Source organism: Bradyrhizobium oligotrophicum S58, assembly GCF_000344805.1.
GTDB lineage: Bacteria > Pseudomonadota > Alphaproteobacteria > Rhizobiales > Xanthobacteraceae > Bradyrhizobium > Bradyrhizobium oligotrophicum.
Genome location: NC_020453.1, coordinates 5,143,254 through 5,170,247 on the forward strand (window position 1 = coordinate 5,143,254; position 26,994 = coordinate 5,170,247).

The 26,994-nt window shown below is 64.7% G+C and carries 18 protein-coding genes and 1 tRNA gene; 2 read left to right on the forward strand and 17 right to left on the reverse strand.

What is annotated here, in order from left to right:
• Positions 1–13: 13 nt before the first annotated feature.
• Positions 14–385: a 30S ribosomal protein S12 gene (gene rpsL, locus S58_RS22230; RefSeq protein WP_006611834.1), complete on the reverse strand. Its 372-nt coding sequence runs from the start codon at positions 383–385 to the stop codon at positions 14–16.
• Between the two features lie 696 nt (positions 386–1,081).
• On the opposite strand from rpsL, the gene S58_RS22235 reads away from it, so the two are divergent.
• Complete coding sequence (locus S58_RS22235; protein ID WP_015667621.1) at positions 1,082–2,293, forward strand: FAD-dependent oxidoreductase; 1,212 nt, start codon at positions 1,082–1,084, stop codon at positions 2,291–2,293.
• Between the two features lie 36 nt (positions 2,294–2,329).
• Here S58_RS22235 and S58_RS22240 read toward each other — a convergent pair whose 3' ends face one another.
• The 16 genes from S58_RS22240 to S58_RS22320 all read right to left on the reverse strand — a co-directional run bounded on the left by S58_RS22240 (position 2,330) and on the right by S58_RS22320 (position 25,605).
• A complete protein-coding gene (locus tag S58_RS22240; protein ID WP_042340114.1) occupies positions 2,330–4,669 on the reverse strand; it encodes an ABC transporter ATP-binding protein in 2,340 nt (779 codons plus the stop codon).
• 86 nt (positions 4,670–4,755) lie between these two features.
• Entirely contained in the window at positions 4,756–6,819 is a 2,064-nt protein-coding gene (locus tag S58_RS22245; RefSeq protein ID WP_015667623.1) for an FAD-dependent oxidoreductase, read from the reverse strand.
• A 340-nt stretch (positions 6,820–7,159) separates the two neighbouring features.
• On the reverse strand, positions 7,160–11,359 hold the full coding sequence (gene rpoC, locus S58_RS22250) for a DNA-directed RNA polymerase subunit beta' (protein WP_015667624.1): 4,200 nt from the start codon (positions 11,357–11,359) through the stop codon (positions 7,160–7,162).
• 130 nt (positions 11,360–11,489) lie between these two features.
• Positions 11,490–15,608, reverse strand: a complete 4,119-nt coding sequence (gene rpoB / locus S58_RS22255) for a DNA-directed RNA polymerase subunit beta (RefSeq protein ID WP_015667625.1) — start codon at positions 15,606–15,608, stop codon at positions 11,490–11,492.
• A 546-nt stretch (positions 15,609–16,154) separates the two neighbouring features.
• Complete coding sequence (rplL, locus tag S58_RS22260; RefSeq protein WP_015667626.1) at positions 16,155–16,526, reverse strand: 50S ribosomal protein L7/L12; 372 nt, start codon at positions 16,524–16,526, stop codon at positions 16,155–16,157.
• 60 nt (positions 16,527–16,586) lie between these two features.
• Entirely contained in the window at positions 16,587–17,105 is a 519-nt protein-coding gene (gene rplJ, locus S58_RS22265; RefSeq protein ID WP_015667627.1) for a 50S ribosomal protein L10, read from the reverse strand.
• A gap of 716 nt (positions 17,106–17,821) precedes the next feature.
• On the reverse strand, positions 17,822–18,469 hold the full coding sequence (locus tag S58_RS22275; RefSeq protein WP_015667628.1) for a hypothetical protein: 648 nt from the start codon (positions 18,467–18,469) through the stop codon (positions 17,822–17,824).
• Entirely contained in the window at positions 18,466–20,652 is a 2,187-nt protein-coding gene (locus tag S58_RS22280) for a xanthine dehydrogenase family protein molybdopterin-binding subunit (RefSeq protein WP_015667629.1), read from the reverse strand. Before S58_RS22280 ends, S58_RS22275 begins: the two co-directional genes overlap by 4 nt.
• A 2-nt stretch (positions 20,653–20,654) precedes the next feature.
• On the reverse strand, positions 20,655–21,119 hold the full coding sequence (locus S58_RS22285; RefSeq protein WP_015667630.1) for a (2Fe-2S)-binding protein: 465 nt from the start codon (positions 21,117–21,119) through the stop codon (positions 20,655–20,657).
• Between the two features lie 422 nt (positions 21,120–21,541).
• Positions 21,542–22,492, reverse strand: a complete 951-nt coding sequence (locus S58_RS22290; RefSeq protein WP_015667631.1) for a 2-hydroxyacid dehydrogenase — start codon at positions 22,490–22,492, stop codon at positions 21,542–21,544.
• 78 nt (positions 22,493–22,570) lie between these two features.
• Complete coding sequence (gene rplA, locus S58_RS22295; RefSeq protein WP_015667632.1) at positions 22,571–23,263, reverse strand: 50S ribosomal protein L1; 693 nt, start codon at positions 23,261–23,263, stop codon at positions 22,571–22,573.
• Between the two features lie 6 nt (positions 23,264–23,269).
• On the reverse strand, positions 23,270–23,698 hold the full coding sequence (gene rplK / locus S58_RS22300; RefSeq protein ID WP_007602986.1) for a 50S ribosomal protein L11: 429 nt from the start codon (positions 23,696–23,698) through the stop codon (positions 23,270–23,272).
• Between the two features lie 232 nt (positions 23,699–23,930).
• Positions 23,931–24,488, reverse strand: a complete 558-nt coding sequence (nusG, locus tag S58_RS22305; RefSeq protein ID WP_015667633.1) for a transcription termination/antitermination protein NusG — start codon at positions 24,486–24,488, stop codon at positions 23,931–23,933.
• The gene (secE, locus tag S58_RS22310; RefSeq protein ID WP_015667634.1) at positions 24,488–24,679 is read right to left on the reverse strand and encodes a preprotein translocase subunit SecE; all 192 of its coding nucleotides are present in this window, start codon (positions 24,677–24,679) and stop codon (positions 24,488–24,490) included. Before secE ends, nusG begins: the two co-directional genes overlap by 1 nt.
• 466 nt (positions 24,680–25,145) lie before the next feature.
• Positions 25,146–25,400 (reverse strand): hypothetical protein, encoded by a 255-nt coding sequence (locus S58_RS22315; RefSeq protein ID WP_015667635.1) that lies wholly within the window; start codon positions 25,398–25,400, stop codon positions 25,146–25,148.
• A 129-nt stretch (positions 25,401–25,529) separates the two neighbouring features.
• Positions 25,530–25,605 (reverse strand) — tRNA-Trp (locus tag S58_RS22320).
• Between the two features lie 153 nt (positions 25,606–25,758).
• Between S58_RS22320 and S58_RS22325 the strand changes: the two genes are divergently transcribed.
• Positions 25,759–26,994, forward strand: coding sequence for a serine hydrolase domain-containing protein (locus S58_RS22325; protein WP_015667636.1), 1,236 nt, complete (start codon positions 25,759–25,761; stop codon positions 26,992–26,994).

Consider the following 26,994-nt stretch of genomic DNA (forward strand, 5'->3'; position numbering starts at 1 on the left):
TCTCTCGAACGTCTTACTTCGGACGCTTCGCGCCATACTTCGAACGGCGCTGCTTACGGTTCTTGACGCCCTGGGTATCCAGCACGCCGCGGAGGATGTGGTAGCGCACGCCCGGCAAGTCCTTGACGCGGCCGCCGCGGATCATGACCACCGAGTGCTCCTGCAGGTTATGGCCTTCACCCGGAATGTAGCCGATCACCTCGAAGCCGTTGGTCAGGCGCACCTTGGCGACCTTACGAAGCGCCGAGTTCGGCTTCTTCGGGGTCGTGGTGTAGACGCGCGTGCAAACGCCACGCTTCTGCGGCGACTGCTGCAGCGCCGGCACCTTCTTGCGCGACTTCTGCACTTCGCGCGGATTTGCGATCAGCTGGTTGATCGTCGGCATCTTGGCCTTCACCCTTCTCAACGTTTCGCACGGAGACCGCGACCGGTTTCCGCAAATTCTGTTTGAGGTTCCCCGCCTCACCGGGCCGTTTCGCGCGATCAAAACCCGCGCAAAACGAAATCGCGCCAACCGTTCATCGCTGAACGGAAAGCGCTTGCGCCACAGAGGACCGCGATCGCTACCAATCAGCTTGCGCTGGTCGGCGGCCTACCGAGGTCATGCATCCGAAATTGGTCTCAAGAGAACAAGCTCGAGAGATCTAATATCGTTTTGGCATTGCCTAGCTATGATCGACAGCGTTTGAGCGGCATTCGTCGAGGTTGGTGCCCGCTCCCGCCCGTTTCCGAAGGGGTTTGGGTGATCCGTACCGACGCTAGCGAAGCTCACCGCCTGTCGTTGAGTGGCCGCCTTTTATAAGCGGTAAATATCCAAGTCAAGCAAAACGACACCGCAGGACGTTTATCATGGCCCGGATAAGGCGGTCGCCAAAACCAACGGCCTGCGGCGGTCGCGGCATGCGGCGATCGCACTCTCCTGCAACTCCGTGGGGAGAAACAGGCCCCACATCCAGTTACCGCGGACAGCCTTCCGGGGCGCAGGTGCGAGCTTCGGCACCTCCCGAAACATCCAGAAACACGCAGGATAAGCCTTTTTTCGGCTTTGGGCGACAAGGATGGGGTCGCGACGAGGCGCCTAGTGACAAGATATACCGACATAGCGATCATTGGCGGCGGCCTGGCCGGCTCGATCGCGGCTGCCATGCTCGGAAAGGCGGGCGTATCAGCGATTCTCGTCGATCCTCATGCCGTCTACCCGCCCGACTTCCGAATCGAGAAGATTTCCGGCGCCGCGCAGATCGCCCGATTCCGTCGCACCGGCGTGGCGGACAAGGCGCTGCAGCAGGCGACCTTGGCTTCGGAGAACTGGGTCGCCCGATTCGGCCGCGTGCTCGACCATGCGCCGGTGCAGCAGTACGGCATCCCGTACGACGCGCTGGTGGCGGCCGTGCGCGCGCAGATCCCCGGCACGGTCGAGCGAATCGCGGCCAAGGCGGTGGCGATCACGCCAAGCGAGGATCGCCAGTCGGTCGTCCTGTCCGACGGACAGGCGATCTCGGCGCGCCTCGTGGTGCTCGCCAATGGGCTGAACGTCGGACTTCGGCACATGCTGGGAATCACCCGCAAGCTCACCAGCCCCGCCCATTCGATCTCGGTCGGCTTCGACCTGATCCCGGTCGGCCGTTCCGCCTTCCCGTTCCCGGCCATGACCTATTTCCAGGAACGGAGCAGCGCGCGCGTTCCCTACATCACCCTGTTTCCGATCGGCGACCGCATGCGCGCCAATCTGTTCGCCTATCGCGACGTCGATGATCCCTGGCTGCGGGCGATCCGGCGCGCCCCGGCCGAAACGCTGGCAGGCGCCCTGCCCGGCCTGCGGCGGATCGCCGGTGACTACGCGGTCAGCGGGGAGGTCAAGGTCCGGCCCGCCGACCTCATCGTCAACAGCGGCTACCGCATGCCGGGCGTGGTGCTCGTCGGCGACGCCTTCTGCACCACCTGCCCTGTCACCGGCACCGGCTCCGACAAGGTGTTCACCGACGTCGAGCGCCTGTGCAGCCTCCACATTCCGCGCTGGTTGGCGACCGACGGCATGAGCGAGGCCAAGATCGCGGCGTTCTACGCCGATCCGGTCAAGACCGCCTGCGATGCCTGGTCGCTCGACGAGGCCTATCGGTTCCGCGAGGTCTCGATCGGCACCAGTCCCTATTGGCTGGCGCAGCGCTGGGCGAGGTTTGCGGTCTCCCTCGGCCGCGGCGTACGGCACCGTTTGGCTGGCCCTCTGCTCCAGGCACGCTCGCGTAGCCCGGATGAGCGCAGCGACATCCGGGGTCTCACCGAAAGCTCATGAGGTCCCGCATATCGCTGCGCTCATGCGGGCTACGCGTTACTCCTCGTCGTCCTCGTCCTCGTCCTCATCATCCTCGTCGTCATCGTCATCTTCCTTGTCCGCCTGATCGAGCCGGCTCGGCTGATGGCCCTGGTCGTCCCAGAGCTTGCGATAGACGCCGTTCATGGCCAGGAGCTCGGCGTGGCTGCCGCGCTCGATCGCGCGGCCGCCGGAGATGACGATGATCTCGTCCATCTCGACCACCGAGGTCAGGCGGTGGGTCGACCAGATCATGGTGCGGCCCTTGGCGACCTTCAGCAGCGTGCGGTTGATCGCCGCTTCCGTGGTCTGGTCGAGCGCCGAGGTCGCCTCGTCGAGCAGCAGCACGGAGGGATTGCGGATGATGGCGCGCGCGATCGCGATGCGCTGGCGCTGGCCGCCGGACAGCGTGTCGCCGCGCTCGCCGACGAGGGTGTCGTATTTCTGCGGCAGGCTCATGATGTAGCGGTGGATCTCGGCCTTCTTCGCCGCCTCCTCCACCTCCGCATCGGTGGCGCCCTCCTTGCCGAGCCGGATGTTCTCCCGCAGCGACATGTTGAACAGCATGTTTTCCTGGAACACCACCGCCATGCTGCCGCGCAGCGAATCGCGCGTGACCTTCCGGATATCGACGCCGTCGATGGTGACGCGGCCTTCATCGGGCACGTAGAGCCGCAGGATCAGATTGAGCAGCGTGCTCTTGCCCGAGCCGGAAGGACCGACGATCGCGATGCGCTTGCCGACATCGAGCCTGAGGCTGAGATTGTCGAGCACTGGGGTCTGGCTGCCCTCGTACTGGAAGCCGACGCGCTCGAACGTGATGTCGTGGCTGATGCGCGGCAGATCCGGCGCGCCCGGCCGGTCGGCGCCGCGGGTCGGCTCGTCCAGCAGCTCCTGCATGTGGCGGATCGCGGCCGCCGAGGAGATCGACACCGGGAGGAAGTGCATGACATGGGCGATATTGTACGACACCTCCCAGAACGCGCTCTCGAAGGTCACGAAGGTCCCGATCGTGATCTGGCCCTTGGTGGCGAGATAGGCACCGAGCGCGAGCACGACGAGATGCAGCAGGAGAACGGAGATCGTGACGGTGCGCTCGACCATGGTCGACAGGAACATCGCATCCGCCATCTTGCGCCGTGCCGCGTCATTCCGGAAGCTGAACCAGCCGAACACCTTGCGATGCAGGCTGAAGGCCTTGATGACGGCCTGCGCCGCGATGTTCTCCTGGATGACGCCGAGCAGTGACGCCTCGTTGAGCTTCTGCTCGTAATTGGCCTGGACGGCCTTGGGCGTCAGGATGCGCGGGCCGATCAGGGTGATCGGGAACACCAGCAGCGCGATCGCGGCGAGCTGCCAGTTCAGGAACAGCATCAGGATGATGCCGGCGATGAGCTCCAGCAGCGGCAGCGCCGCGCTGTTGGCGAAGGTCTTGACCACGCCCTCGAACGCCGACATGTCGACCGAGAAGCGCGACAGGATCTCACCGCGCTTGGTGCGCTGGAAATACGCCGCCGGCAGGTTCTGCACGTGGTCGAACAGGCGCGTGCGCACATCCGAGATGACGCAAGCGGCGAGACGCGCATCCCAGCGCTCATAGAGCACGGCGACGATCGAGGTGAAGATGCCGGCCGCTGCGAGCACGCCGAGAATGCGGTAGAGCGCCTCGAAATCCTCCTCGCCGAGCGCGTCGTCGATCAGGAACTTGAGGCTGAGCGGCATGATGACGTTGAACAGCGTCTCGATCAGGACGCCGATCCCCACGAAGGCCAGCATCTTCTTGTATTTCGAGAGCAGCGGCCTGACGAAGCCGTAGATCGTCGCGAGCGCGCCGGCAGCCTCGCGCGCGCTATAGACGACGAGATCCTCGTCATCATCGTCGTCGTCGAGATCGTCGTCCTCGCCCTCGCCGTCCTCGTCGTCGGAAGGCGGCGGCGCAGGCTTGCTGGCCTGTGGCAGCTTTGAGGGCTCCGCCGGCTTTGAGGGCTGTGGCGGCTTGGAAGGCTGCGCCGGCTCTGGAGGCTGCGCCGGCTTGGCTGCCTCCGGCGGCGTGCGGGCCAGTATCGGCTCGGAAGGCTGCGGCACTTCGGTCGTCGTCGGCGGGGCGGCGGCAACCGGTGCTTGAGTTGCCGGCGGCGATTCGGGTGTCGTTGGCGTCGCGGGCGCGGCGGTTCCAGAAAGCCGCTTTGCGATCTCGGCAGCGGCGCCGGCGGCAGCCGCAATTCGTTCGCCAGCGATCCGATCGTCTTCAGTCTGACCGGGCGCAGCCGAGCCCGAACCGGATTTCGAACCTCGCTTCGAGCCTGATTTGGAGGCCGGACTCGACCCTGACTTGGACTCTGGTTTCTTGGGCGCCATGCAACCAACCGAAGCAGCGTGGCCGACGACGCGCCAGCCTTGCGCGTCAGGCCTTTAACATCTGCACAGCGCCGCGGCCAGCGTCCTCAATCTTCGTCCTCGACCTTGTCGAAGAACGAGTAACGCAGGCTGTCCGCGTCCGCATACCACTGGCCCGGGCCCTTGTTGGCGGCCAGGGTCGCAGCCCACACCTCATCGGTGCAATCGCGGCGGTGCATGGCAAGATCGAAGCCGTTGCCGAAGAACAGCTCCGACCACTCCCACCAGGTGCCGAGCTTCTTGACGCCGCGCAGCAGGTCGTAGCGGTCGACCAGCGCCGGCGCCATGTCCGAGGTGATCGAGCCGAACACGAGGCCGGTCTTGACCACGCGGTTGAGCTCACGAATCGCGCGCCCGACCTGCTTGTCGCCGAGGTGGCAGAGGCTGGTCTCGAACACGAAATCGAACTCGCCGGCCTTGAACGGCATGTCGGTGATCGAGCCGAGCTTGTTGTACTTCCTGAGCGCCTTCGGCGTCTTGCCGTGGATGTAGCGGTTGTTCTCGATGCCCCAGGCATCGATCCCGCGCTCGCGCAGCGCGCCCACCAGTTCGCCACTGGCGGAGCCGGCGACCAGGAGCTTGTAGCCCTTGCCCTTGCTGGCCCGGTTCCAGACGATCTTGATCAGGCCGGTCAAATAGTCCGGGTCGGTGAAGTGCGCCCAGGATTCGCTATACGGACCCTGCCCGCGATAATTGTCGAAATAGTCGCGGTCGATCTTGTCGGACAGCGGCATCTCGGCCTGCGAGCGCGCGCGGCGCAGCCGCATCATCTCGGTCAGGATGATGTCGGTGGCGGCATCGGAGGAATCGAGCAGCCCGTTCAAGGTCGAATCGAACAGATAGTCGCCGACCACCACGATGCCGGGATGCTCCTTCGGCTCCGGCCGGTGATTGGTCATCACGTCGCGCACCGGCAGGCCGCCGGGCAGCGCATTGACCGACGACAGCCAGCGATGGATCTTGCCTTCCAGGAAGTGCGCCCTGCTATCGCCAAGCGCAGCCGGGAGCGACTTCAGCGCGGCATCGATCAGTTCCTGATCCGAGAGGTTGGCGAAGGCGAGCGCATCCGAGCCTGCGATCAGCCAGTTCAGCACGCCGTGCTTGCCGACATCGTGGCGCGAGCCCTCATTGTAGATGCAGCAGCCGCCGAACGCCTCGGACATGAACCAGGAGCCCGGGATCTTGTCGCCCCAGAACGGCTCGTCGAACAGGATCGAGACCCGCAGATAATGCGCCGGGCGGTCGAAATAGGCGACGTGCTTGACCATAGACTGGCGCAGCTTCTCACCCTCCCAGCCGACCGTCGACAGCCAGGAATGCGGCAGGCACACCAGCACGAGATCGAACTCGCGCGTCTCGGGCCCCTTGCCGTTCATCATGTTGAGCCGGTAGCGGCCCTGTTCGGTCTTGCCGATGCGCAGCACGCGGTGATTGAGCTGGATGTCCGCGTCGACCTCGGAGCGCAGGCACTCGATCAGCTGTTCGTTGCCGTTCTGGATCGAGTACAGGCCGATGTAGTCGTCGATATCCATCACGAAGTTCTTGAGCGCGTTGAGGCCATTGGTGTTGTGGGCCTCGGTCGCAAGGTCGGAGCGCGACATCACCTTGAAAAAGCGCTTGGCGGTGGCGTCCTCGACCTCCTCGTCGAGCAGCTCCTCGCAGGTCTTGTAGGCCCAGGGGTGCTCGTTGTCGTGGGCGCCGACACCTTCGTAATATTCGACTGGCGACATCACCTCGGTGCAGCGCTTGCGGAACGCCTCGACGGCGGCAGCCGTCTTCGGCCCGTATCTGCGGCGCAGCCCCGGCACGTCGTCGAGCAGCTCGCCGTCGAGCTGGACCTGCAAGGCATCCATCGGAATCGTCTGCAGGCCGAAATGCTGGATCAGCTCGCGCAGCGGATCGGGACCGGTCATCGAGTAGTCGTAGATCTCGGCGACACCGGCTTCGTACATCGCCGGCGCACTATCGAACTTGCGCGTCACGATCTTGCCGCCGAGGCGGTCGGATGCTTCGAAGATCGTCACCTTGCAGAGATCGCCGAGTTTGCGCCTCAGGTACCAGGCGCTCATCAGGCCGCCCGGACCGCCACCAACAATCGCAAGGTCAAGCATCGAAGTTCCGCCATCTCCGGCTGTCAGCGACGTCGCCGGTCGTCCGTGTCACGGGTCCTGCCACCCTTCGGGCCCCATCAGCCATAGCGTATCCGCTCCGCACAGGGTTTGCGCCCACGCAAATCGGCGCATCTCATTAGCGGTCCCGGAAATCACTTCGGCGGATCAGATGATCCAAAAAGCGCCTTTGTCCCTGAAGGGAAGATGAACAACAGGGCTGCAGCGCGGCAACAGGAGAAGATAATGTTAAAAAAGGCCGGCAAAGGCCGGCCTTTTTCTATGCTCGATGAACGTACGGCAGAACCAAGCACCGCTGGCCGGGTTCGCCGTGGTCGTTCGTTTACTCGGCCGGCGGCAGCGCCAGCGGCTGAGGCTCGGGCTGCGCCGGCACGATCGCCGCCTGCTTCTCGCGCTCGTCGAGAATCAGCTTGTCGCGCTTCAATGCGACTTCGCGGATGCGGGCCATCGAGGCGCCGGTGCCGGCCGGGATAAGACGGCCGACGATGACGTTCTCCTTGAGACCCTCGAGCGGATCGATCTTGCCGTTGACCGCCGCCTCGGTGAGGACGCGGGTGGTCTCCTGGAACGAGGCCGCCGAGAAGAACGACCGCGTCTGCAGGCTCGCCTTGGTGATGCCGAGCAGAACCGGGGTGCCGGTGGCGGGCTTCTTCGCCTCCTCCAGCGCCTTCGCGTTGAGCAGATCGAACTCGATCTTGTCGACCTGTTCGCCCGAAATCATGTCGGTGTCGCCCTGGTCGGTGACCTCGATCTTCTGCAGCATCTGACGGACAATCACCTCGATGTGCTTGTCGTTGATGAGCACGCCCTGCAGCCGGTAGACCTCCTGGATCTCGTTGACCAGATAGGCCGCGAGCTCCTCGATGCCCTTGATCGCCAGGATGTCGTGCGGCGCCGGGTTGCCTTCGACGATGAAGTCACCCTTCTCGACGATGTCGCCATCCTGCAGATGGATGTGCTTGCCCTTCGGGATGAGGTACTCGCGCGCCTCCTCCGTCTTGTCCATCGGCTCGATCGAGATGCGACGCTTGTTCTTGTAGTCGCGTCCGAACCGGATGGTGCCGGCGATCTCGGCGATGATCGCGGCATCCTTCGGCTTGCGCGCTTCGAACAGTTCCGCCACCCGCGGCAGACCGCCGGTGATGTCGCGCGTCTTGGCGCTCTCGGTCGAGATACGCGCCAGGATGTCACCCGACTTCACCGTCGACCCGATGTCGACCGAGAGAATCGCGTCGACCGACAGCATGTAGCGGGCATCGCCGCCGCGGGCGAGCTTGAGCACCTTACCGTCCTTGCCCTTGATCACGATCGCCGGACGCAGGTCCGCGCCACCGCGCGTGCTGCGCCAGTCGATGACAACGCGCTTGGCGATGCCGGTCGACTCGTCGAGCGTTTCCGAGATCGACAGGCCCTCGGTGAGGTCCTCGAAACCGATCGTGCCCTCGGCTTCGGTGAGGATCGGACGGCTGTAGGGATCCCACTCCGCGATACGCTGGCCGCGCTTGATCATGTCGCCGTCGTCCACATGCATGCGCGAGCCGTACTGGATACGGTGCGTCGCACGCTCGGTGCCGTCGGGGTCGACGATCGTCACGACCATGTTGCGGACCATCGCGATCAGGTGACCCTCGCTGTTGCGCGCGATCGCCTTGTTCTTGATGACCACCTTGCCTTCGAAGTTGGACTCCACGAAGGACTGCTCGTTCAGCTGCGCGGCACCACCGATGTGGAAGGTGCGCATCGTCAGCTGGGTGCCGGGCTCACCGATCGACTGCGCGGCGATGACGCCGACAGCCTCACCGTGGTTGACCGGCGTACCGCGCGCGAGGTCGCGGCCGTAGCACATCTTGCAGATGCCGTTGACGAGCTCGCAAGTGAGCGCCGAGCGGATCTTCACCTCCTGCACGCCAGCCTGCTGGATGGCGTCGATGTGGCTCTCCTCCATCAGCGTGCCGGCCTTGACCACCACGGCGTTGGACGAGGGATCGCGCACGTCGTCGCAGGGCACGCGGCCCAGGATGCGCGAGCCGAGCGAGGCCACGACGGTGCCGGCATCGATGATGGCGCGCATCTTGATGCCGAGATGGGTGCCGCAATCGTCCTGCGTGATGATGCAGTCCTGCGCGACGTCGACCAGACGCCGGGTCAGGTAGCCCGAGTTCGCCGTCTTCAGCGCGGTGTCCGCGAGACCCTTGCGGGCGCCGTGGGTCGAGTTGAAGTACTCGAGAACCGAGAGGCCTTCCTTGAAGTTCGAGATGATCGGCGTCTCGATGATCTCACCCGACGGCTTGGCCATCAGGCCGCGCATGCCCGCGAGCTGGCGCATCTGCGCCGGCGAACCACGGGCACCGGAGTGGGCCATCATGTAGATCGAGTTGATGTCGGCATCCGCGCCCTTCGCCGTCTTCTTGGTCGAAGAGATCTCCTTCATCATCTCCTTGGCGATTTCCTCGGTCGCCTTCGACCAGGCGTCGACGACCTTGTTGTACTTCTCGCCATGGGTGATCAGACCGTCATTGTACTGCTGCTCGAAATCCTTCGCCAGCGTACGGGTCGTGTCGACGATCTTCCACTTGCCGTGCGGCACGACCATGTCGTCCTTGCCGAACGAGATGCCAGCCTTGAAGGCGTTGTAGAAGCCGAGCGCCATGATGCGGTCGCAGAAGATCACCGTCTCCTTCTGGCCGCAGTGGCGGTAGACCTGATCGATCACGCCCGAGATTTCGCGCTTGGTCATCAGCTTGTTGATGAGCTCGTACGAAATGCGCGTGTGACGCGGCAGCACGTTGCCGAGCATGACGCGGCCGGCCGTGGTCTCGATCCAGCGCTTGGAGATCTTGCCGGTCTCGTCCATGCCTTCCCAGCGGTACTTGATCTTGCTGTGGAGGTGGATGACCTTGGCATGCAGCGCGTGCTCGAGCTCGGCCATGTTGCCGAACTTCATGCCCTCGCCGTGCATGCCCTCGCGCATGATCGAGAGGTAGTACAGCCCGAGCACGATGTCCTGCGACGGCACGATGATCGGCTGACCGTTGGCCGGATGCAGGATGTTGTTGGTCGACATCATCAGGACGCGCGCTTCCAGCTGCGCCTCGAGCGACAGCGGGACGTGCACGGCCATCTGGTCGCCGTCGAAGTCGGCGTTGAAGGCCGAGCAGACCAGCGGATGCAGCTGGATCGCCTTGCCCTCGATCAGCACCGGCTCGAACGCCTGAATGCCCAGGCGATGCAAGGTCGGGGCGCGGTTCAGGAGCACCGGATGCTCGCGGATGACCTCGTCCAGGATGTCCCAGACCTCCGGACGCTCCTTTTCGACCAGCTTCTTGGCCTGCTTGACCGTCGTCGACAGGCCCTTGGCGTCGAGCCGCGAATAGATGAACGGCTTGAACAGCTCGAGCGCCATCTTCTTCGGCAGGCCGCACTGATGCAGGCGCAGCTCCGGACCGACGACGATGACCGAACGGCCGGAATAGTCGACGCGCTTGCCGAGCAGGTTCTGACGGAAGCGGCCCTGCTTGCCCTTCAGCATGTCGGCGAGCGACTTCAACGGACGCTTGTTGGCGCCGGTGATGACGCGGCCGCGGCGGCCGTTGTCGAACAGCGCGTCGACGGCCTCCTGCAGCATGCGCTTTTCGTTGCGGATGATGATGTCGGGCGCGCGCAGCTCCATCAGCCGCTTCAGGCGGTTGTTGCGGTTGATGACGCGGCGATAGAGGTCGTTGAGATCGGAGGTCGCGAAGCGGCCGCCGTCGAGCGGCACCAGCGGCCGCAGATCCGGCGGGATCACCGGCACCACGGTCATGATCATCCATTCCGGCTTGTTGCCGGAGTGGCGGAACGCCTCGACGATCTTCAGGCGCTTGGCGAGCTTCTTGTGCTTGATGTCGGAGTCGGTCTCCTGCATCTCGGCACGCAGCGTCTGCTCGAGCTTCTCCAGCTCGAGGCCGCGCAGCAGCTCACGGATGGCTTCCGCGCCGATCATGGCGGTGAAGCTGTCCTGGCCGTACTCGTCCTGCGCCTTGAGGTACTCGTCCTCGGACAGCAGCTGACGGTCCTTGAGCGCGGTGAGACCCGGTTCGAGGACGACGTAATATTCGAAATACAGGATCCGCTCGAGATCCTTCAGCGTCATGTCGAGCAACAGGCCGATGCGCGACGGCAGCGATTTCAAGAACCAGATGTGCGCGACGGGAGCTGCGAGCTCGATATGACCCATGCGCTCGCGCCGGACGCGCGACAAGGTCACCTCAACCGAGCACTTCTCGCAGATGATGCCCTTGTACTTCATCCGCTTGTACTTGCCGCACAAGCACTCGTAGTCCTTGATCGGCCCGAAGATGCGGGCGCAGAACAGGCCGTCGCGCTCGGGCTTGAAGGTACGGTAGTTGATCGTTTCCGGCTTCTTGATCTCGCCGTAGGACCAGGACAGAATCTTCTCTGGCGACGCAATCGAGATCCGGATCTGGTCGAAGACCTGAGCCGGCGTCGTCGGATTGAAGAGATTCATAATTTCTTGGTTCATCGTATTCTCCTCGCAGGCCGATCGGGGGTCGGCCGCAAATTCGAAAATCTCGCAACGGGCGCCCTGTCCTGACCCGCGGGGGAAGGCGCCGGCACCCGGCCGTCCATGACGGCCGGGCCTGATGTCGTGGCTACTCGGCGGCTTCCGACGTCGGCGCCGGTCCGAGCTTGGAGTTGTGCAGGTCGACGTTGAGGCCGAGCGAGCGCATTTCCTTGACCAGCACGTTGAACGATTCCGGAATACCGGCCTCGAACGTGTCGTCGCCGCGCACGATCGCCTCGTAGACCTTGGTGCGGCCGGCGACGTCGTCCGACTTCACCGTCAGCATCTCCTGCAGCGTGTAGGCCGCGCCGTAGGCTTCGAGGGCCCACACCTCCATTTCGCCGAAGCGCTGGCCGCCGAACTGGGCCTTGCCGCCCAGCGGCTGCTGGGTGACCAGCGAGTACGGACCAATCGAACGGGCATGGATCTTGTCGTCGACCAGATGGTGCAGCTTCAGCATGTAGATGTAGCCAACGGTGACCTTGCGGTCGAACGCATCGCCGGTGCGGCCGTCATAGACGGTCGACTGGCCAGAGGCGTCGAGCCCGGCGAGCTTCAACATCTCCTCGATGTCGGCCTCCTTGGCACCGTCGAACACCGGCGTGGCGATCGGCACACCGCGGCTCAGATTGTGACCCAGCTCGATCAACTCGTTGTCGTTGAGCGACTTGATGGTCTCGTCCTCGCCATAGATGCGCTTCAGCGTCTCCTTCAGTGGCTTGACGTCCTGCTTCGACAGATAGGCGTCGACCGTCTGGGCGATACGCTTGCCGAGGCCGGCGCAGGCCCAACCGAGATGCGTCTCGAGGATCTGTCCGACGTTCATGCGCGAGGGCACGCCCAGCGGGTTCAGCACGATGTCCGCATGGGTGCCGTCCTCCAGGAACGGCATGTCCTCGATCGGAACGATCTTGGAGACGACGCCCTTGTTGCCGTGACGGCCGGCCATCTTGTCGCCCGGCTGGATCTTGCGCTTCACCGCGACGAAGACCTTGACCATCTTCATCACGCCCGGCGGCAGCTCGTCGCCACGCTGCAGCTTCTCGACCTTGTCGAGGAAGCGCTGTTCCAGCCCCTTCTTCGACTCGTCGTACTGCTTCCGCATGGCCTCGATCTCGGCCATCAGCTTGTCGTTGGCCGAGGCGAACAGCCACCACTGCGACTTCGGATACTCGTCGAGCACCGCACGCGTGATCTTGGTGTCCTTCTTGAAGCCCTTCGGCCCCGAGATGCCCTGACGGCCATCCAGCATGTCGGCGAGACGGCTGTAGACGTTGCGGTCCAGGATCGCCTGCTCGTCGTCACGGTCCTTGGCCAGACGCTCGATCTCTTCCCGCTCGATCGCCAGCGCACGCTCGTCCTTGTCGACGCCGTGACGGTTGAACACGCGGACCTCGACGATCGTGCCCTGCACACCGGGCGGAACACGAAGAGACGTGTCGCGAACGTCGGAGGCCTTCTCGCCGAAGATGGCGCGCAAGAGCTTCTCTTCCGGCGTCATCGGGCTCTCGCCCTTCGGCGTGATCTTGCCGACCAGGATGTCGCCGGCGCGCACTTCCGCGCCGATATAGACGATGCCGGCTTCGTCGAGGTTCTTCAGCGCCTCTTCCGACACGTTCGGAATGTCGCGCGTGATTTCCTCCGGACCCAGCTTGGTGTCGCGGGCCATCACCTCGAATTCCTCGATGTGGATCGAGGTGAAGACGTCCTCCTTCACGATCCGCTCGGAGAGCAGGATGGAGTCCTCGAAGTTGTAGCCGTTCCACGGCATGAACGCGACCAGCACGTTGCGGCCGAGCGCGAGCTCGCCGAGATCGGTCGACGGACCGTCAGCGATGATGTCGCCCTTCTTGACGATGTCGCCGACCTTCACCAGCGGACGCTGGTTGATGCAGGTCGACTGGTTCGAGCGCTGGTACTTCATCAGCCGGTAGATATCGACGCCCGACTTGGTCGGATCGAGATCCTCGGTGGCACGGATGACGACGCGGGTGGCGTCGATCTGGTCGATCACGCCCGAGCGGCGCGCCGCGATCGCAGCGCCCGAGTCACGGGCCACGACGCCTTCCATGCCGGTGCCGACGAACGGCGCCTCGGCGCGAACCAGCGGCACCGCCTGGCGCTGCATGTTCGAGCCCATCAGCGCGCGGTTGGCGTCGTCGTTCTCGAGGAACGGGATCAGCGCCGCGGCGACCGAAACCAGCTGCTTCGGCGACACGTCCATGTAGTCGACCTTGTCCGGCGTCATCGGCACGACTTCGCCGGCATGACGGCAGACCACGAGGTCCTCGGTGAAGCGGCCCTTGGCATCGAGCGGCACGTTGGCCTGCGCGACGCGGTAGCGCCCCTCCTCCATGGCGGACAGATACACCACCTCGTCGGTGACGCGGCCGTCCTTGACCTTGCGGTACGGCGTCTCGACGAAGCCATACTTGTTGACGCGGGCGAACGTCGCCAGCGAGTTGATCAGGCCGATGTTCGGACCTTCCGGCGTCTCGATCGGGCAGATACGGCCGTAATGCGTCGGATGCACGTCGCGCACCTCGAAGCCGGCGCGCTCGCGCGTCAGACCGCCCGGTCCAAGCGCCGACAGGCGGCGCTTGTGGGTGATCTCCGACAGCGGGTTGGTCTGGTCCATGAACTGCGACAGCTGCGACGAGCCGAAGAATTCACGCACCGCAGCCGCGGCAGGCTTGGCGTTGATCAGGTCCTGCGGCATCACGGTGTCGATGTCGACGCTCGACATGCGCTCCTTGATGGCGCGCTCCATGCGGAGCAGACCGATGCGGTACTGGTTCTCCATCAGCTCGCCGACCGAGCGGACGCGGCGGTTGCCGAGATGGTCGATGTCGTCGATCTCGCCCTTGCCGTCGCGCAGGTCGACCAGCGTCTTGATCACCGCCAGGATGTCTTCCTTGCGCAGCGTACGCTGGGTGTCCGGCGCATCGAGCTCGAGGCGCATGTTCATCTTGACGCGGCCGACCGCCGAGAGGTCGTAGCGCTCGGCATCGAAGAACAGCGACTGGAACATCGCCTGCGCCGAATCGAGCGTCGGCGGCTCACCCGGACGCATCACGCGGTAGATGTCGAACAGCGCGTCCTCGCGCGTCATGTTCTTGTCGGCGGACAGCGTGTTGCGGATGTAGGGGCCGACATTGACGTGGTCGATGTCGAGCAGCGGCAGGTCCTTGTAGCCCTGCTCGTTCAGCACCTTGAACAGCTTGTCGGTGATCTCGTCGCCGGCCTCGGCGTAGATCTCGCCGGTCTTCGGGTTGACGAGATCCTCGGCGATGTAGTTGCCGAGCAGCTCCTCGTCCGACATGCGCAGCGCCTTCAGCCCCTTCTCCTGGAGCTGGCGGGCGGCGCGGACGGTGAGCTTCTTGCCGGCCTCGAGCACGACCTTGCCGGTGTCGGCGTCGATCAGGTCGTTGACAGTCGAATAGCCGCGGAAACGGTTGGCGTCGAACGGAACGCGCCAGCCTTCCTTGATGCGCTTGTAGATCAGCTTCTTGTAGAAGGTCGACAGGATCTGCTCGCCGTCGAGGCCGAGCGCGAACATCAGCGACGTCACCGGCAGCTTGCGGCGACGGTCGATGCGCGCGAACACGATATCCTTGGCGTCGAACTCGATGTCGAGCCAGGAGCCGCGATACGGGATGACGCGGGCGGCGAACAGCAGCTTGCCCGACGAATGGGTCTTGCCCTTGTCGTGGTCGAAGAACACGCCAGGCGAACGGTGCATCTGCGAGACGATGACGCGCTCGGTGCCGTTGACGATGAAGGTGCCGTTCATGGTCATGAGCGGGATGTCGCCCATGTACACGTCCTGCTCCTTGATGTCCTTGACCGACTTGGCGCCGGTCTCTTCATCGATATCGAACACGATGAGGCGCAGCGTCACCTTGAGCGGCGCAGCGAAGGTCATGCCGCGCTGGCGGCACTCGTCGACGTCGTATTTCGGCGGCTCGAACTCGTAGCGGACGAATTCCAGCATCGAGGTGCCGGAGAAATCGGAGATCGGGAACACCGAGCGGAACACCGCCTGCAAGCCCTCGTCCGCTCGCCCGCCCGTAGGCTCGTCCACCATCAGGAACTGGTCGTAGGACGCCTTTTGAACCTCGATGAGGTTCGGCATCTCCGCGACTTCCTTGATGTGTCCAAAGAACTTGCGAACGCGTTTGCGACCGGTGAATGTCTGCTGCGCCATCGTGGCCTCTCATTTCGTCGCCCGGAGGGGCGAACCTTCCGAAACAGCAGCTGCCACCGCCATCTCGGGTTGAATTTCGATCCATTTCGAGGGTCGAAAGTGCAGAGCGCGGAACGGAAACGTCCCAGATCTGTTCTTCAGACCAGCAAAACGCAAAACGACGCGCGAGGCGCGAGGGCGCACCCGCTCGTCACAACCATCTCGTCACGGACTGCAAAAGCCCGAAATTGCCTATCTCCCAACGGTCCACGGTCGGAGACGCCACTCCACCGATAACCGGCTTTTCGTGCTGCCGACCCAATATGGGCCGACGATAACCGAGATTCGAGGGGGAAGCCCCCAAATCTCCACACTTTTTCGTGTTCGGCCCGCAACGGGCGATCCTGTTGCACGCCTTTTGCAGTATCCCGGGCCGCACCCGACACCTCTGCAAAACTCTTTGTCCCGATGATGACCGGGCGATGTTACCACCCGGTCACCAGAATCTCTCGAAACCTTCCGACCTGCCTCAGGCTGCCGAAAGGTTTCGCTTGCGCAATCTTGCGATTACTTGAGCTCGATCTTGGCGCCAGCCTTCTCGAGCTGAGCCTTGATCTTCTCGGCCTCGTCCTTGTTGACGCCTTCCTTGACCGGCTTCGGAGCGCCCTCGACCAGGTCCTTGGCTTCCTTCAGGCCCAGGCCGGTGATGGCGCGGACTTCCTTGATGACCTCGATCTTCTTGTCGCCGGCGCCAGCCAGGACAACGGTGAACTCGGTCTTCTCTTCCGCCGGAGCAGCGGCGGCAGCGGCCGGGCCGGCAACCGCGACGGCGGCAGCGGCGGACACGCCCCACTTCTCTTCCAGGAGCTTCGCGAGCTCGGCGGCCTCGAGAACGGTGAGCGAGGACAGGTCGTCGACGATTTTCTGCAAGTCAGCCATTGATCTACTTCCTTAAGATGGTTCGGTTCGAAACCAGGTTTTGAGTGTTTGCGAAGGGCGTCAGGCCGCTTCGCCCTTTGAGGCATGAGCCTGAATGACGCGCGCGACCTTGGCCGCGGGTGCATTGGCGAGCTGGGCGAGCTTGGTCGCCGGAGCCTGGATCAGGCCGACGAGCTTGCCGCGCAGTTCGTCCAGCGACGGCAGCGAGGCGAGTGCCTTGACGCTGTCGACATTCAGGACGGTTTTACCCATGGAGCCGCCGAGGATGACGAACTTTTCGTTCGCCTTGGCGAATTCCATGGCAACCTTGGGCGCCGCGACAGGATCGTTTGAAGTTGCGATCACGGTCGGCCCCTTCAACAGGGAACCGATGCCGACGACGTCCGTGCCTTCAAGAGCAATTTTGGCGAGACGGTTCTTCGAGACCTTCACCGACGCGCCAGCCTGCTTCATCTGCATGCGCAGCTTCTGCATCTGGGCCACGGTAAGGCCGGAATAGTGAGCGACGACCGCGACGCCCGTGGTCTTGAAGACCTCGTGCAGCTCCTCGACCGCCTCTTTTTTTGCCGCTCGTTCCACAGCAAGCTCTCTCCGGTTGGCGGCCTTCGCCAGAAAGCGGGACCGCCGGGTTAAACCCGCCGTCCCACCAAACCCGACCTCTGGACGCTTAAGGACCCCGAGGACACGTCAGGCAGCACGACGATGAATAGCCTGCCCTTCCGAAGGCCTGATCGGCCCAGGGAGTGTCGAGGTTCGAACCAAACCTTGCATGTGACCCGCGACCAGCGCGAGACGACATGCCGAAATCCGGTCTTCACCCGTCTATGCAGGCTGTATGATTAAGCCATTGAGGAAATTGGATTCCGCGCCGGCGCCTGCAGTCTCGGACAGGATTCGGAGGGATCGGCGGACCGACCTCCCCTGCGGCATTTTCGAGAGCAGAAAGATCCTTCTTCCTTCCGAGAAATCCAAACGGATATCCTCAAAAGGAATGTTGGCTCCCCTCAACTTTCGGAATGCGCACACGGGCGCGCCAGCAAAAGCCGACCCGCCCGGAAGCCGGTTCTTTAACCGCTCGATCGCGACTTGCCAAGACCCCAAGAGCAAAAATCGCACCAGTTCGGCCATGCCGGGGCCCCGTGGGCCCCGTAGCCCGCATGAGCGACAGCCGGCGCGCGGGACGCGCGTCGGCGACAGCGACATGCGGGGTATCACGTGCTGTGCCGGAGAACCCGGATGTCGCTATCGCTCATCCGGGCTACGGGGAATCGCGCGCGCAGGGGCGCGATCCCGCCTCACCCCTTCGGGCAAGCCGCTCCGGCGTCGGCCCAGGCCTTGATGAGCTCGCCGAACTGCTTCTGCGTCCCTGGCGCAGGCGTCCGTCCCCCTCCTGGATTCCAGCCCCAGCCGACCAGCTCATCCTCAGCCATATGGTGAACCAGCTGGGCCATGGTCTTGCCGCCGTTGAGCTTCGGATCCTTGATCTGGGTGCAGATCTGGCCGAGCGAACGGCCCTGCCAGGCCATCTCGATCGGGGCCAGCTGCCACTTCGGATTGCCGGGCACCCGCGCCGCGTCGAAATTCGCCTCGTGGTGACACGTCGTGCAGGCGAGACCGCCGGGCGCGCCCACCCCGGCCTCGCCGCGGACCACCATCGGCTGGTGCGGTGTCATTCGGTCGGTCTGCGTCGGACGATCGCCGGCCGGATGGCAGTTCATGCAGCGCGGCGACTGCAGCACCTTGCCGGCCTCCTCGAACAGCGCCACCGCGCGCTCGTTCTTGTTCGCGATCTTCGCAAAGTCGGCGACCGGTTTCAGGCCGCCGGCCACGCGCGTCGCCTCCGGCGCGGCATCAGCGCGATCAAGTCCTGGATAGGCCGCGATCGCGACCGCAACCGCGCTGCCGGCCAGCAGCGCCAGCGCTCCCGTTCCAACCAGTCTCATGCGGTATCTCCGGGCCGGACCGGCAATTGGGTCGGTCGCGGCAGGCCGAGCTTCGCCATGGCGTTGGCAACAGCCGGTCCGAGCGGCGGCACACCGGGCTCGCCGACCCCTGAGGGCTTCTCGGTCGACGGCACGACGACAACCTCGATCTGCGGCATCTCGTTGATGCGCAGCGAGCGGTAGGTGTCGAAATTGCCTGCCACCGGACGCCCTTCGTCGAGCGGCTGCTGCGCATAGAGGATGTGGCCGAGGGCAAAGCCGATGCCGCCTTCCATCTGCGCGCGGATGATGTCCGGGTTGACGGCGACGCCGCAATCGACGGCGCACCACACCTTGTGAACCACCGGTCCGTCGGTGCCCATCGACAGTTCGACCACCTGGGCAACGTAGGTATTGAAGCTCTCGACCACGGCGACGCCGCGGGCGCGGCCGGTTTCGAGCTTGGCCCCCTTCCAGTCCGCGAGCTGCGCCACCGCCTTGAGCACGCCGGCGTGGCGCGGCTTGTCGGCCATCATGGCGAGCCGCCCCTCCACCGGATCCTGACCAGCGGCTTCGAGCAGCTGATCGACGAACGCCTCGACGGCGTAGCCGGTGTGGGTGTGGCCGACCGAGCGCCACCACAGCACGGGCACGCCGACATCGACCTGGTGCACGTCGCAGCGGAAATTCGCCACCTCGTAGGGAATCTCGTTGGATCCCTCGTAGGCCGTCGAATCGAGACCATTCTTCATGGTCATCGCCTCGAACGGCGAGCCCTTCATGATCGACTGGCCGACGATCGTATCCGACCACGCCACGATCTTGCCGTCGCGGACCACGCCGCGCATGCGGTGCAGGCTGAACGGCCGGTAGTAGCCGCCGCGCATGTCGTCCTCGCGGGTCCACACCAGCTTGACCGGGCGCCCCGGCCCGATCGCCTTGGCGACCTGCGCCAGCTCAAGGGCGACATGCGTCGATTGCTGCGCCCGCCGGCCGAAGCTGCCGCCGGCCAAAATCGTCTTGAGATCCACCTTGTCGATATCGAGGCCCAGCACCTGCGCGATCACGGCATGATCCGGCGTCGGAAACTGGCTGCCATAGCGCGCCGAGGCGGTCTCGCCCTTCCAATGGATGAAGGCGTTGATCGGCTCCATCGGCGCATGGGCCAGATACGGGAAGACGAACTCGGTCTCGATCAGCTTGCCGCCCTTGGCGATCTCGGCATCGACATCGCCCTCCTGCTTCACCAGCGCGCCCTGCTTGCCGGCGCGCGCGCGAAACTCTTCCAGCAGCTGCGCCGTGCCGCGCGTCTCCGCCTTGCTGTCGTCCCAGCTGATCTTGAGCAGGTCGCGGGCGGTCTTGGCCGGCCAGAAGCCCTCGGCATAGACGGCGACGCCGTTCGGCACCTCCTTGACGTCGACCACTCCCGGCACGGCCTTCGCAGCCGACGCATCGAACGAGGCCACCTTGCCGCCGAACCGCGGCGAGCGCGCCACCAGCACGGTTAACGTGCCCGGATCCTTGATGTCGAGCGTATACTCGGCCGACCCGTTCGACTTGGCGACGCTGTCGAGACGCTTCACGGCGCCTTCCTTGCCGATCAGCTTGAAGGCCGAGGGATCCTTGAGCTGCGGGTTCGCCGGCATCGGCTGCTGCATCGCCTTCGCGGCCAGGGCGCCGAAGCCGCTCTGCTTGCCGGACGCATGGCGGATGATGCCCTTCTCGACCGTGATCTCCTCGGCCGGGACTTTCCATTCATCGGCGGCAGCCGCGACCAGCATCGCGCGCGCGGCGGCGCCGACTTTTCGCATCTGCTCGTAGGAATTGGCGATCGCGCTCGAGCCACCGGTGCCCTGCACCCCGAACAAAAGGTTCTTGTAGAGCGCCGGATTGGACGGCGCGTGATCGGCACGCATCTGCGCCCAGTCGGCATCGAGCTCCTCGGCGACTAGCGTCGCCATGCCGGTGAACGGCCCCTGCCCGAACTCGATGTGCTTGCACAGCACCGTGACAGTGTCGTCCTGGCCGATGACCAGGAACGTGTTCGGGGCGATGTTGACGGACTTCGCCGCGTTGGCGTCCTGCGCATAAGCGACACCGTTGCGGGCGACGTAGGTGGCGAGAACCAGCCCCGCGCCCGCCTTCAGCAGCGAACGGCGGGACAATGAGCCGGCGGAGGCTTCAGGCTTGACATGCGCGTTCATGCTCAGCCCTCCAGCGTCTTGGCGGCGGAATGGATCGCGGCGCGGATGCGGACATAGGTGGCGCAGCGGCAGATGTTGCCGGTCATCGCGAGGTCGATGTCCTGGTCGGTCGGCTTGGGATTGAGACCGAGCAGCGCGGCCGCGCTCATCACCTGCCCGGACTGGCAGTAGCCACATTGCGGCACATCGTGCGCGGCCCACGCCTTTTGCACCGCGGCGCCTTCCTTGCTGGTCAGCCCTTCGATCGTGGTGACCTCGCTCTTGCCGACGGCAGACACCGGCAGCGAACATGAGCGCACGGTCTGGCCATCGAGATAGACGGTGCAGGCCCCGCATTGGGCAACGCCGCAGCCATATTTGGTGCCGGTCAGCCCGACATTGTCGCGAATGGCCCACAGCAAGGGCGTGCCCGGGTCGACATCGACCTGATGCTCCCGCCCGTTTATCTTCAAGGTGAACGCCGCCATTGCCGCCCTCGCTGTCCTTCGTTCGACACCGCGAGTTAGATGCATTCGAGAATGGCTCGCAATTCACAGAGCCGTGCAGTGCGTCAAAATATTTCTGCGCTGGCGCGGAACGTTCTGGCGGCGACGGAGCGACATCCGGGTTCATCACCGGCATCCCGGACAACCCGGATGTCGCTCCCGCCTCCGCCCTGCGGGCGCAGGCGAAGCTCATCCGGTCTACGACACCGCGCGCGCTCTATTCACCGTCATTGCGAGCGCAACAAAGTGGTCCGGAAACAGCGGACGCACGTCAGCGGCCGCACGCCCGTAGCCCGGATGAGCGCAGCGACATCCGGGGTCTCACGTGCAGCTCGTGAGAACCCGGATGTCGCTTTCGTCGAAGCCCCGCGGGCTTCGCCGGAGCTCATCCGGGCTACGGATCTCTACTTCACCTGATAAGGCAACGCCTGGCCGGCGAAGAACGCCGTGAGGTTCGCCACGACGCAGGCCTGCATCGCGACATGCGCCTCCCTTGTGTTGCCGCCGATATGCGGGGTCACCACCACGTTCGGCAGCGCTGTCAGCTCATCCGGTGCATGCGGCTCGGTCTCGAACACGTCGAGTCCGGCACCGGCGATGGCGCCGTCCTTCAGCGCGACGACAAGCGCGCGCTCGTCGATGACCGAGCCGCGCGAGATGTTGACGACATGACCGTCGGGACCGAGCTTCTTCAGCAGCTCCGCATCGACGACATGGGTGGTCTCGGCGCTGGCACGGACCGCGATCATCAGCACGGTGCACCATTCGGCGAGCGCATCGAGGCTCGGGAAGTATTGGTACGGCAGATCGTCGTAGCGGCTGCGGTTGAAATAGCCGACCTCGGTCTCGAACGCCGCAACGCGGGCCGCGATCTTGCGGCCGATCTCGCCCATGCCGTAGACGCCGACCCTGCAGCCGGCGAGGCTCGGCGGCGGCCTCATTAGCGGCGACGGCTTGGCCCCGGCCCAGCCGCCGTCGCGCACATAGGGGTCGGCAACGATCAATCGCCGCACGCTCGCCAGCATCAGCATCAGCGCGATGTCGGCGACCGCCGCGGCATTGGCGCCGGGGCTATGGCCGACCGCGATATTGCGCGCCGCCGCCGCCTTGAGATCGACGCCGTCATAGCCGGTGCCGTAGCAGACGATCGCCCCCAGCGCCGGCAGCCGGTCCATCTCGGCCGCGCCCAACCGCGTGGCGCCGGCCGTGATCAGCGCCCGGATCTGCGCCACCTCGTCGGCCGGAAACAGTTCGTGCGCCGGCTTGCCGCCAGTGTCGAGCAGGTCGAAACGATCGGCAAAGCGCTGAATCATCGATTTGGGAAAGCGGGAATAGATCAGGACCTTGTCGGGCATGTCGGCCGATACTCCAAAATGCGAAGGGCGGGATCGATGAACGATCCCGCCCTTCCTCACTAACTCATGCGTGGGCGCTTACGCGAGCACCGTGCCCGGCTCGACCTTGACGCCCGGGCCCATGGTCGAGGAGACCGCGACACGCTGGACGTAGGTGCCCTTGGCACCCGCCGGCTTGGCCTTCACGACCGCATCCGCCAGGGCCTTGATGTTCTCGACCAGCTTGTCCTCGCCGAACGAGGCCTTGCCGACGCCGGCCTGGATGATGCCGGCCTTCTCGACGCGGAACTCGACCGAGCCGCCCTTGGCGCCCTTGACCGCTCCCGTGACATCCATGGTCACCGTGCCGATCTTCGGGTTCGGCATCATGCCGCGCGGACCGAGCACCTTACCGAGGCGGCCGACCAGCGGCATCATGTCGGGGGTGGCGATACAACGATCGAAGTCGATGTTGCCGTTCTGCACCTTCTCGACCAGGTCCTCCGCACCGACCACGTCGGCACCGGCCGCCCGGGCTTCGTCGGCCTTGGCGCCGCGGGCGAACACGCCGACGCGGAGCGTACGGCCGGTGCCGTTCGGCAGCATGACCACGCCACGGACCATCTGGTCGGCGTGGCGCGGATCGACGCCGAGGTTGATCGAGACCTCGATGGTCTCGTCGAACTTCGAGACGGCCCGCTCCTTGATCATCTTGATCGCGTCAGCAAGCGGGTAGAGCTTGGTGCGATCGATGCCCTCGCGGGCCTTCTTCAAACGCTTTCCGATAGCCATGGCCGCTTACCCCGCAACTTCCAGACCCATCGAGCGGGCAGAGCCCTCGACCATCTTCATGGCCGACTCGATCGAGTCGCAATTCAGGTCCTTCATCTTCTTCTCGGCGATCTCGCGCACCTGCGCCTTGGTCACCGCGCCGGCCTTGTCCCGACCCGGGGCCTTGGAGCCCGACTGGATCTTGGCGGCCTGCTTGAGGAAGAACGACATCGGCGGCGTCTTCATCTCGAAGGTGAAGGACCGGTCCGCGTAAATGGTGATGACCACCGGGATCGGGGTGTTCTTCTCTTCCTTCTGGGTCTGCGCGTTGAACGCCTTGCAGAACTCCATGATGTTGAGACCGCGCTGACCGAGCGCGGGGCCGATCGGCGGCGACGGGTTGGCCGCGCCGGCCGGAACCTGAAGCTTCAGGTAACCGGTTACTTTCTTTGCCATTATGACTCTCCAATGCGCTCGCAGCTTTGCCAATTGCGAACGCAACGCCTCAGGCGACAAAACCCGATGGCGGTGGTTTGGGACCGTGGTCCGGCGCGCTTGGTCCGGCTGGCAATGCCGGTCACGCCTCCCACGAACGAAATCGCCCCCCGTTCGGGGAGCGAAGGGCGCCCGATACACGAGATCGGACGAAAAGGGAAGCCCGGCGACGCCGCAGATGCGGCGACCTGGCTTAGCCGACCACCTTCTCGACCTGGTTGAACTCCAGCTCGACCGGGGTGGCGCGGCCGAAGATCGACACCGCGACCTTGACGCGCGAGCGGGCCTCGTCGATTTCCTCGACCACGCCGGAGAACGAGGCGAACGGGCCGTCGGCGACGCGGACGTTCTCGCCGATCTCGAACGACACCGACGACTTCGGCCGCTCCACGCCTTCCTGCATCTGGTTCAGGATGCGCATCGCCTCGCCTTCGGAGATCGGCATCGGCTTGTTCTCGGCGCCGAGGAAGCCGGTCACCTTGGGCGTGTTCTTGATCAGGTGGAACGCCTCGTCGGTCAGCTTCATCTTCACCAGCACGTAGCCGGGGAAGAACTTGCGCTCGGCGTCGATCTTGCGGCCGCGGCGCACCTCGGTGACCTTCTCGATCGGCACCAGCACCTGCTCGAACAGATCCTCGAGATTGCGCTGCTTGGCCTGCTCGCGGATCGACTCGGCGACCTTCTTCTCGAAGTTCGAATAGGCGTGGACGATGTACCAGCGCTTGTCGGACGATTGCGTTGCGGTTGCCATCAGTGGATGCCCAGCACGAGGGTGATGAGATAACGGATGATCTGATCGGCGGCGAAGAAGAAGATCGAAGCCAGCGCCACCATCACGAACACCATGATCGTGGTGATCGTGACCTCGCGGCGGGTCGGCCAGGTGACCTTGGTGGTCTCCGAGCGCACTTCCTGCAGGAATTTGAACGGGCTGGTAGCCATCGTCAGGGGTCCGCGTCCGTCATCAGACGATTGAAGAGTTTACAGGGAAAACCGAACAGCCGACCTTGGCCCACCCTCTTGTCGGAGAGATGAGCCGATCCACGGGCTCGCTTGTTCGGGGATTGAAAAGCCGCGCCGGATATCCGCTTTTGTCGCGGGCCGGCTGCAGGTTGGTCCGATATCTACTGTCAGGCCGGTCAAAGGTCAAGATATGGGCATGCCGGGCCTTCCCGGTCATATCAGCGGCAGGCCGCCACCTGCCCCATCCCGAGACCGCTTTTCGTCCCACGGCAGGCCATTTCCGCACCACGGCAGGTTGAGCAGTTGCCGCGACGAAATGCCCGTGGCGGAGCGGTTCCTGCCCTTGCCCGGCCTGCAGCGCCCGCCCATGCTCATAGGCAAGTCGATGCCGTTGATGCCCTGCCGGCCCGATGGTCGGCAGGCCCAACATGCCGCGCGGCCGATCCTATTGCGCCGTGACCTGAGCCGCCGCCTGGATCGGCGACGAGCCCTTGAGGCATTGCCGCGCGGTCTCGATCTCCGCGTCGGTGGCGCCGCGACTGCGCGCCCAGGTCTCGGCCGCCGGGGCGGAATATTTGGCGACATAATAGCGGATGACAACACACGACACGTGCCGCAGCGAACCCGGCGGGCTCGCCGCGAAACCAGCATCGAGCGACGCCAGCAGCAACCCCAACGCAACAGTTCCCCGCAGCATCATGGCGCACCACCCCTCGATTGGAACCGGCCCCTGAACGCGACGACAACGGCATAAGTTCCGCACGCCGCGAGAAATCGCGCAGCGGAGCCGTGGGCGGAGCGGTTTCAGAGAGATCGTGAAGGCGGTCGCTGGCAGGAGTGGAGAGGCTCGAACTCCCAACCCCCGGTTTTGGAGACCGGTGCTCTACCAATTGAGCTACACTCCTACGGGACCGGCCGCCAGCGTCGTCCGGTCCGCGCGCTTTCAAGCATAGACCTCCCCCCGAATGCAAGGGTGCAATGGGGCAAATCGACTGGTCAGAGCACAACTTCCGCGCCAGACTTGATGCAAATCGACAACATGCCCTCAGGGAGAGCCCATGACCCCGCCAACCGCCGCCTCCAGCGTGCCCTTTTCCGCGCTCCGCTCGCTGACCCCGCCGCTGCCGGATGACCGCCCCGAGGCGCTCGGCCTCTCCGCCGTCCGGCTGCAGCGGGCATCGGATGCGTTCAAGCGCGAGGCCGACAAGGGAACCATGCCCGGGGCGACGCTGCTGGTTGGGCGCCGGGGCCGGATCGGCTGGTTCGATGCGATCGGCCGGCAGGCACCGGATGCCGACACGCCGATGCGGCCCGATTCGATCTTCCGCATCTTCTCGATGACCAAGCCGATCGTCTCGCTGGGCATCATGATGCTGGTCGAGGACGGCGACCTGCTGTTGTCCGACCCCGTCGCAAAATTCATCCCGGAATTCGGCGACCAGAAGGTCGGCGTGGACAACGGCGGCAAGCTGGAGCTGGTGCCGGTCGCCCAGCCAATGACGGTGCAGGACCTGCTGCGCCACACCTCGGGGCTTGCCTATGAGCACACCGGCACCGGGCCGGTGCACCAGCTCTACCAGCAGTCGCGGGTGCGCAGCCGCAAGATCAGCAACGCCGAGCACGCCGCGATCGTCGCCGGCCTGCCGCTGATCTGCCGGCCGGGCGCCGCGTTCAACTACAGCCGCTCGACCGACATCCTCGGGCGGATCATCGAGGTCGTCGCCGGCCGATCGCTCGGCGTGTTCCTCTCCGAGCGCATCCTCGCTCCGCTCGGCATGAACGAGACCGCCTTCTTCACCAGCGAGGCCAATGCCGGCCGGCTGGCCGAGCCGTTCGCCAAGGACCCCTGGACCGGCGAGGCGGTCAATCTGTTCAAGATGACCGAGCAGCCGCTGATGGAATCCGGCGGCGGCGGCCTGGTCGCGACCACGATGGATTACGCCCGCTTCTGCGCGATGCTGCTGAACAAGGGCAGCCTCGATGGCACCAGGCTGGTCGGGCGCAAGACGCTCGAGCTGATGGCCTCCGATCATCTCGGACCTCACGTCGGCATCCAGGGCACGATCCTGTCGCCCGGTCACGGTTTTGGCCTCGGCTTTGCCGTGCGCCGCGAGGCCGGCATCGCCCCCTTCCCCGGCTCGCCCGGCACCTTCTTCTGGAGCGGCATCGCCGGCACCTTCTTCTGGATCGATCCGAAGGAGGAGCTGTTCTGCGTGTTCATGGCCCAGGCGCCGGGCCAGCGGGACTTCCTGCGCACCTTGGTGCGCGACGTGGTGTATGCGGCGGTGGAGTGA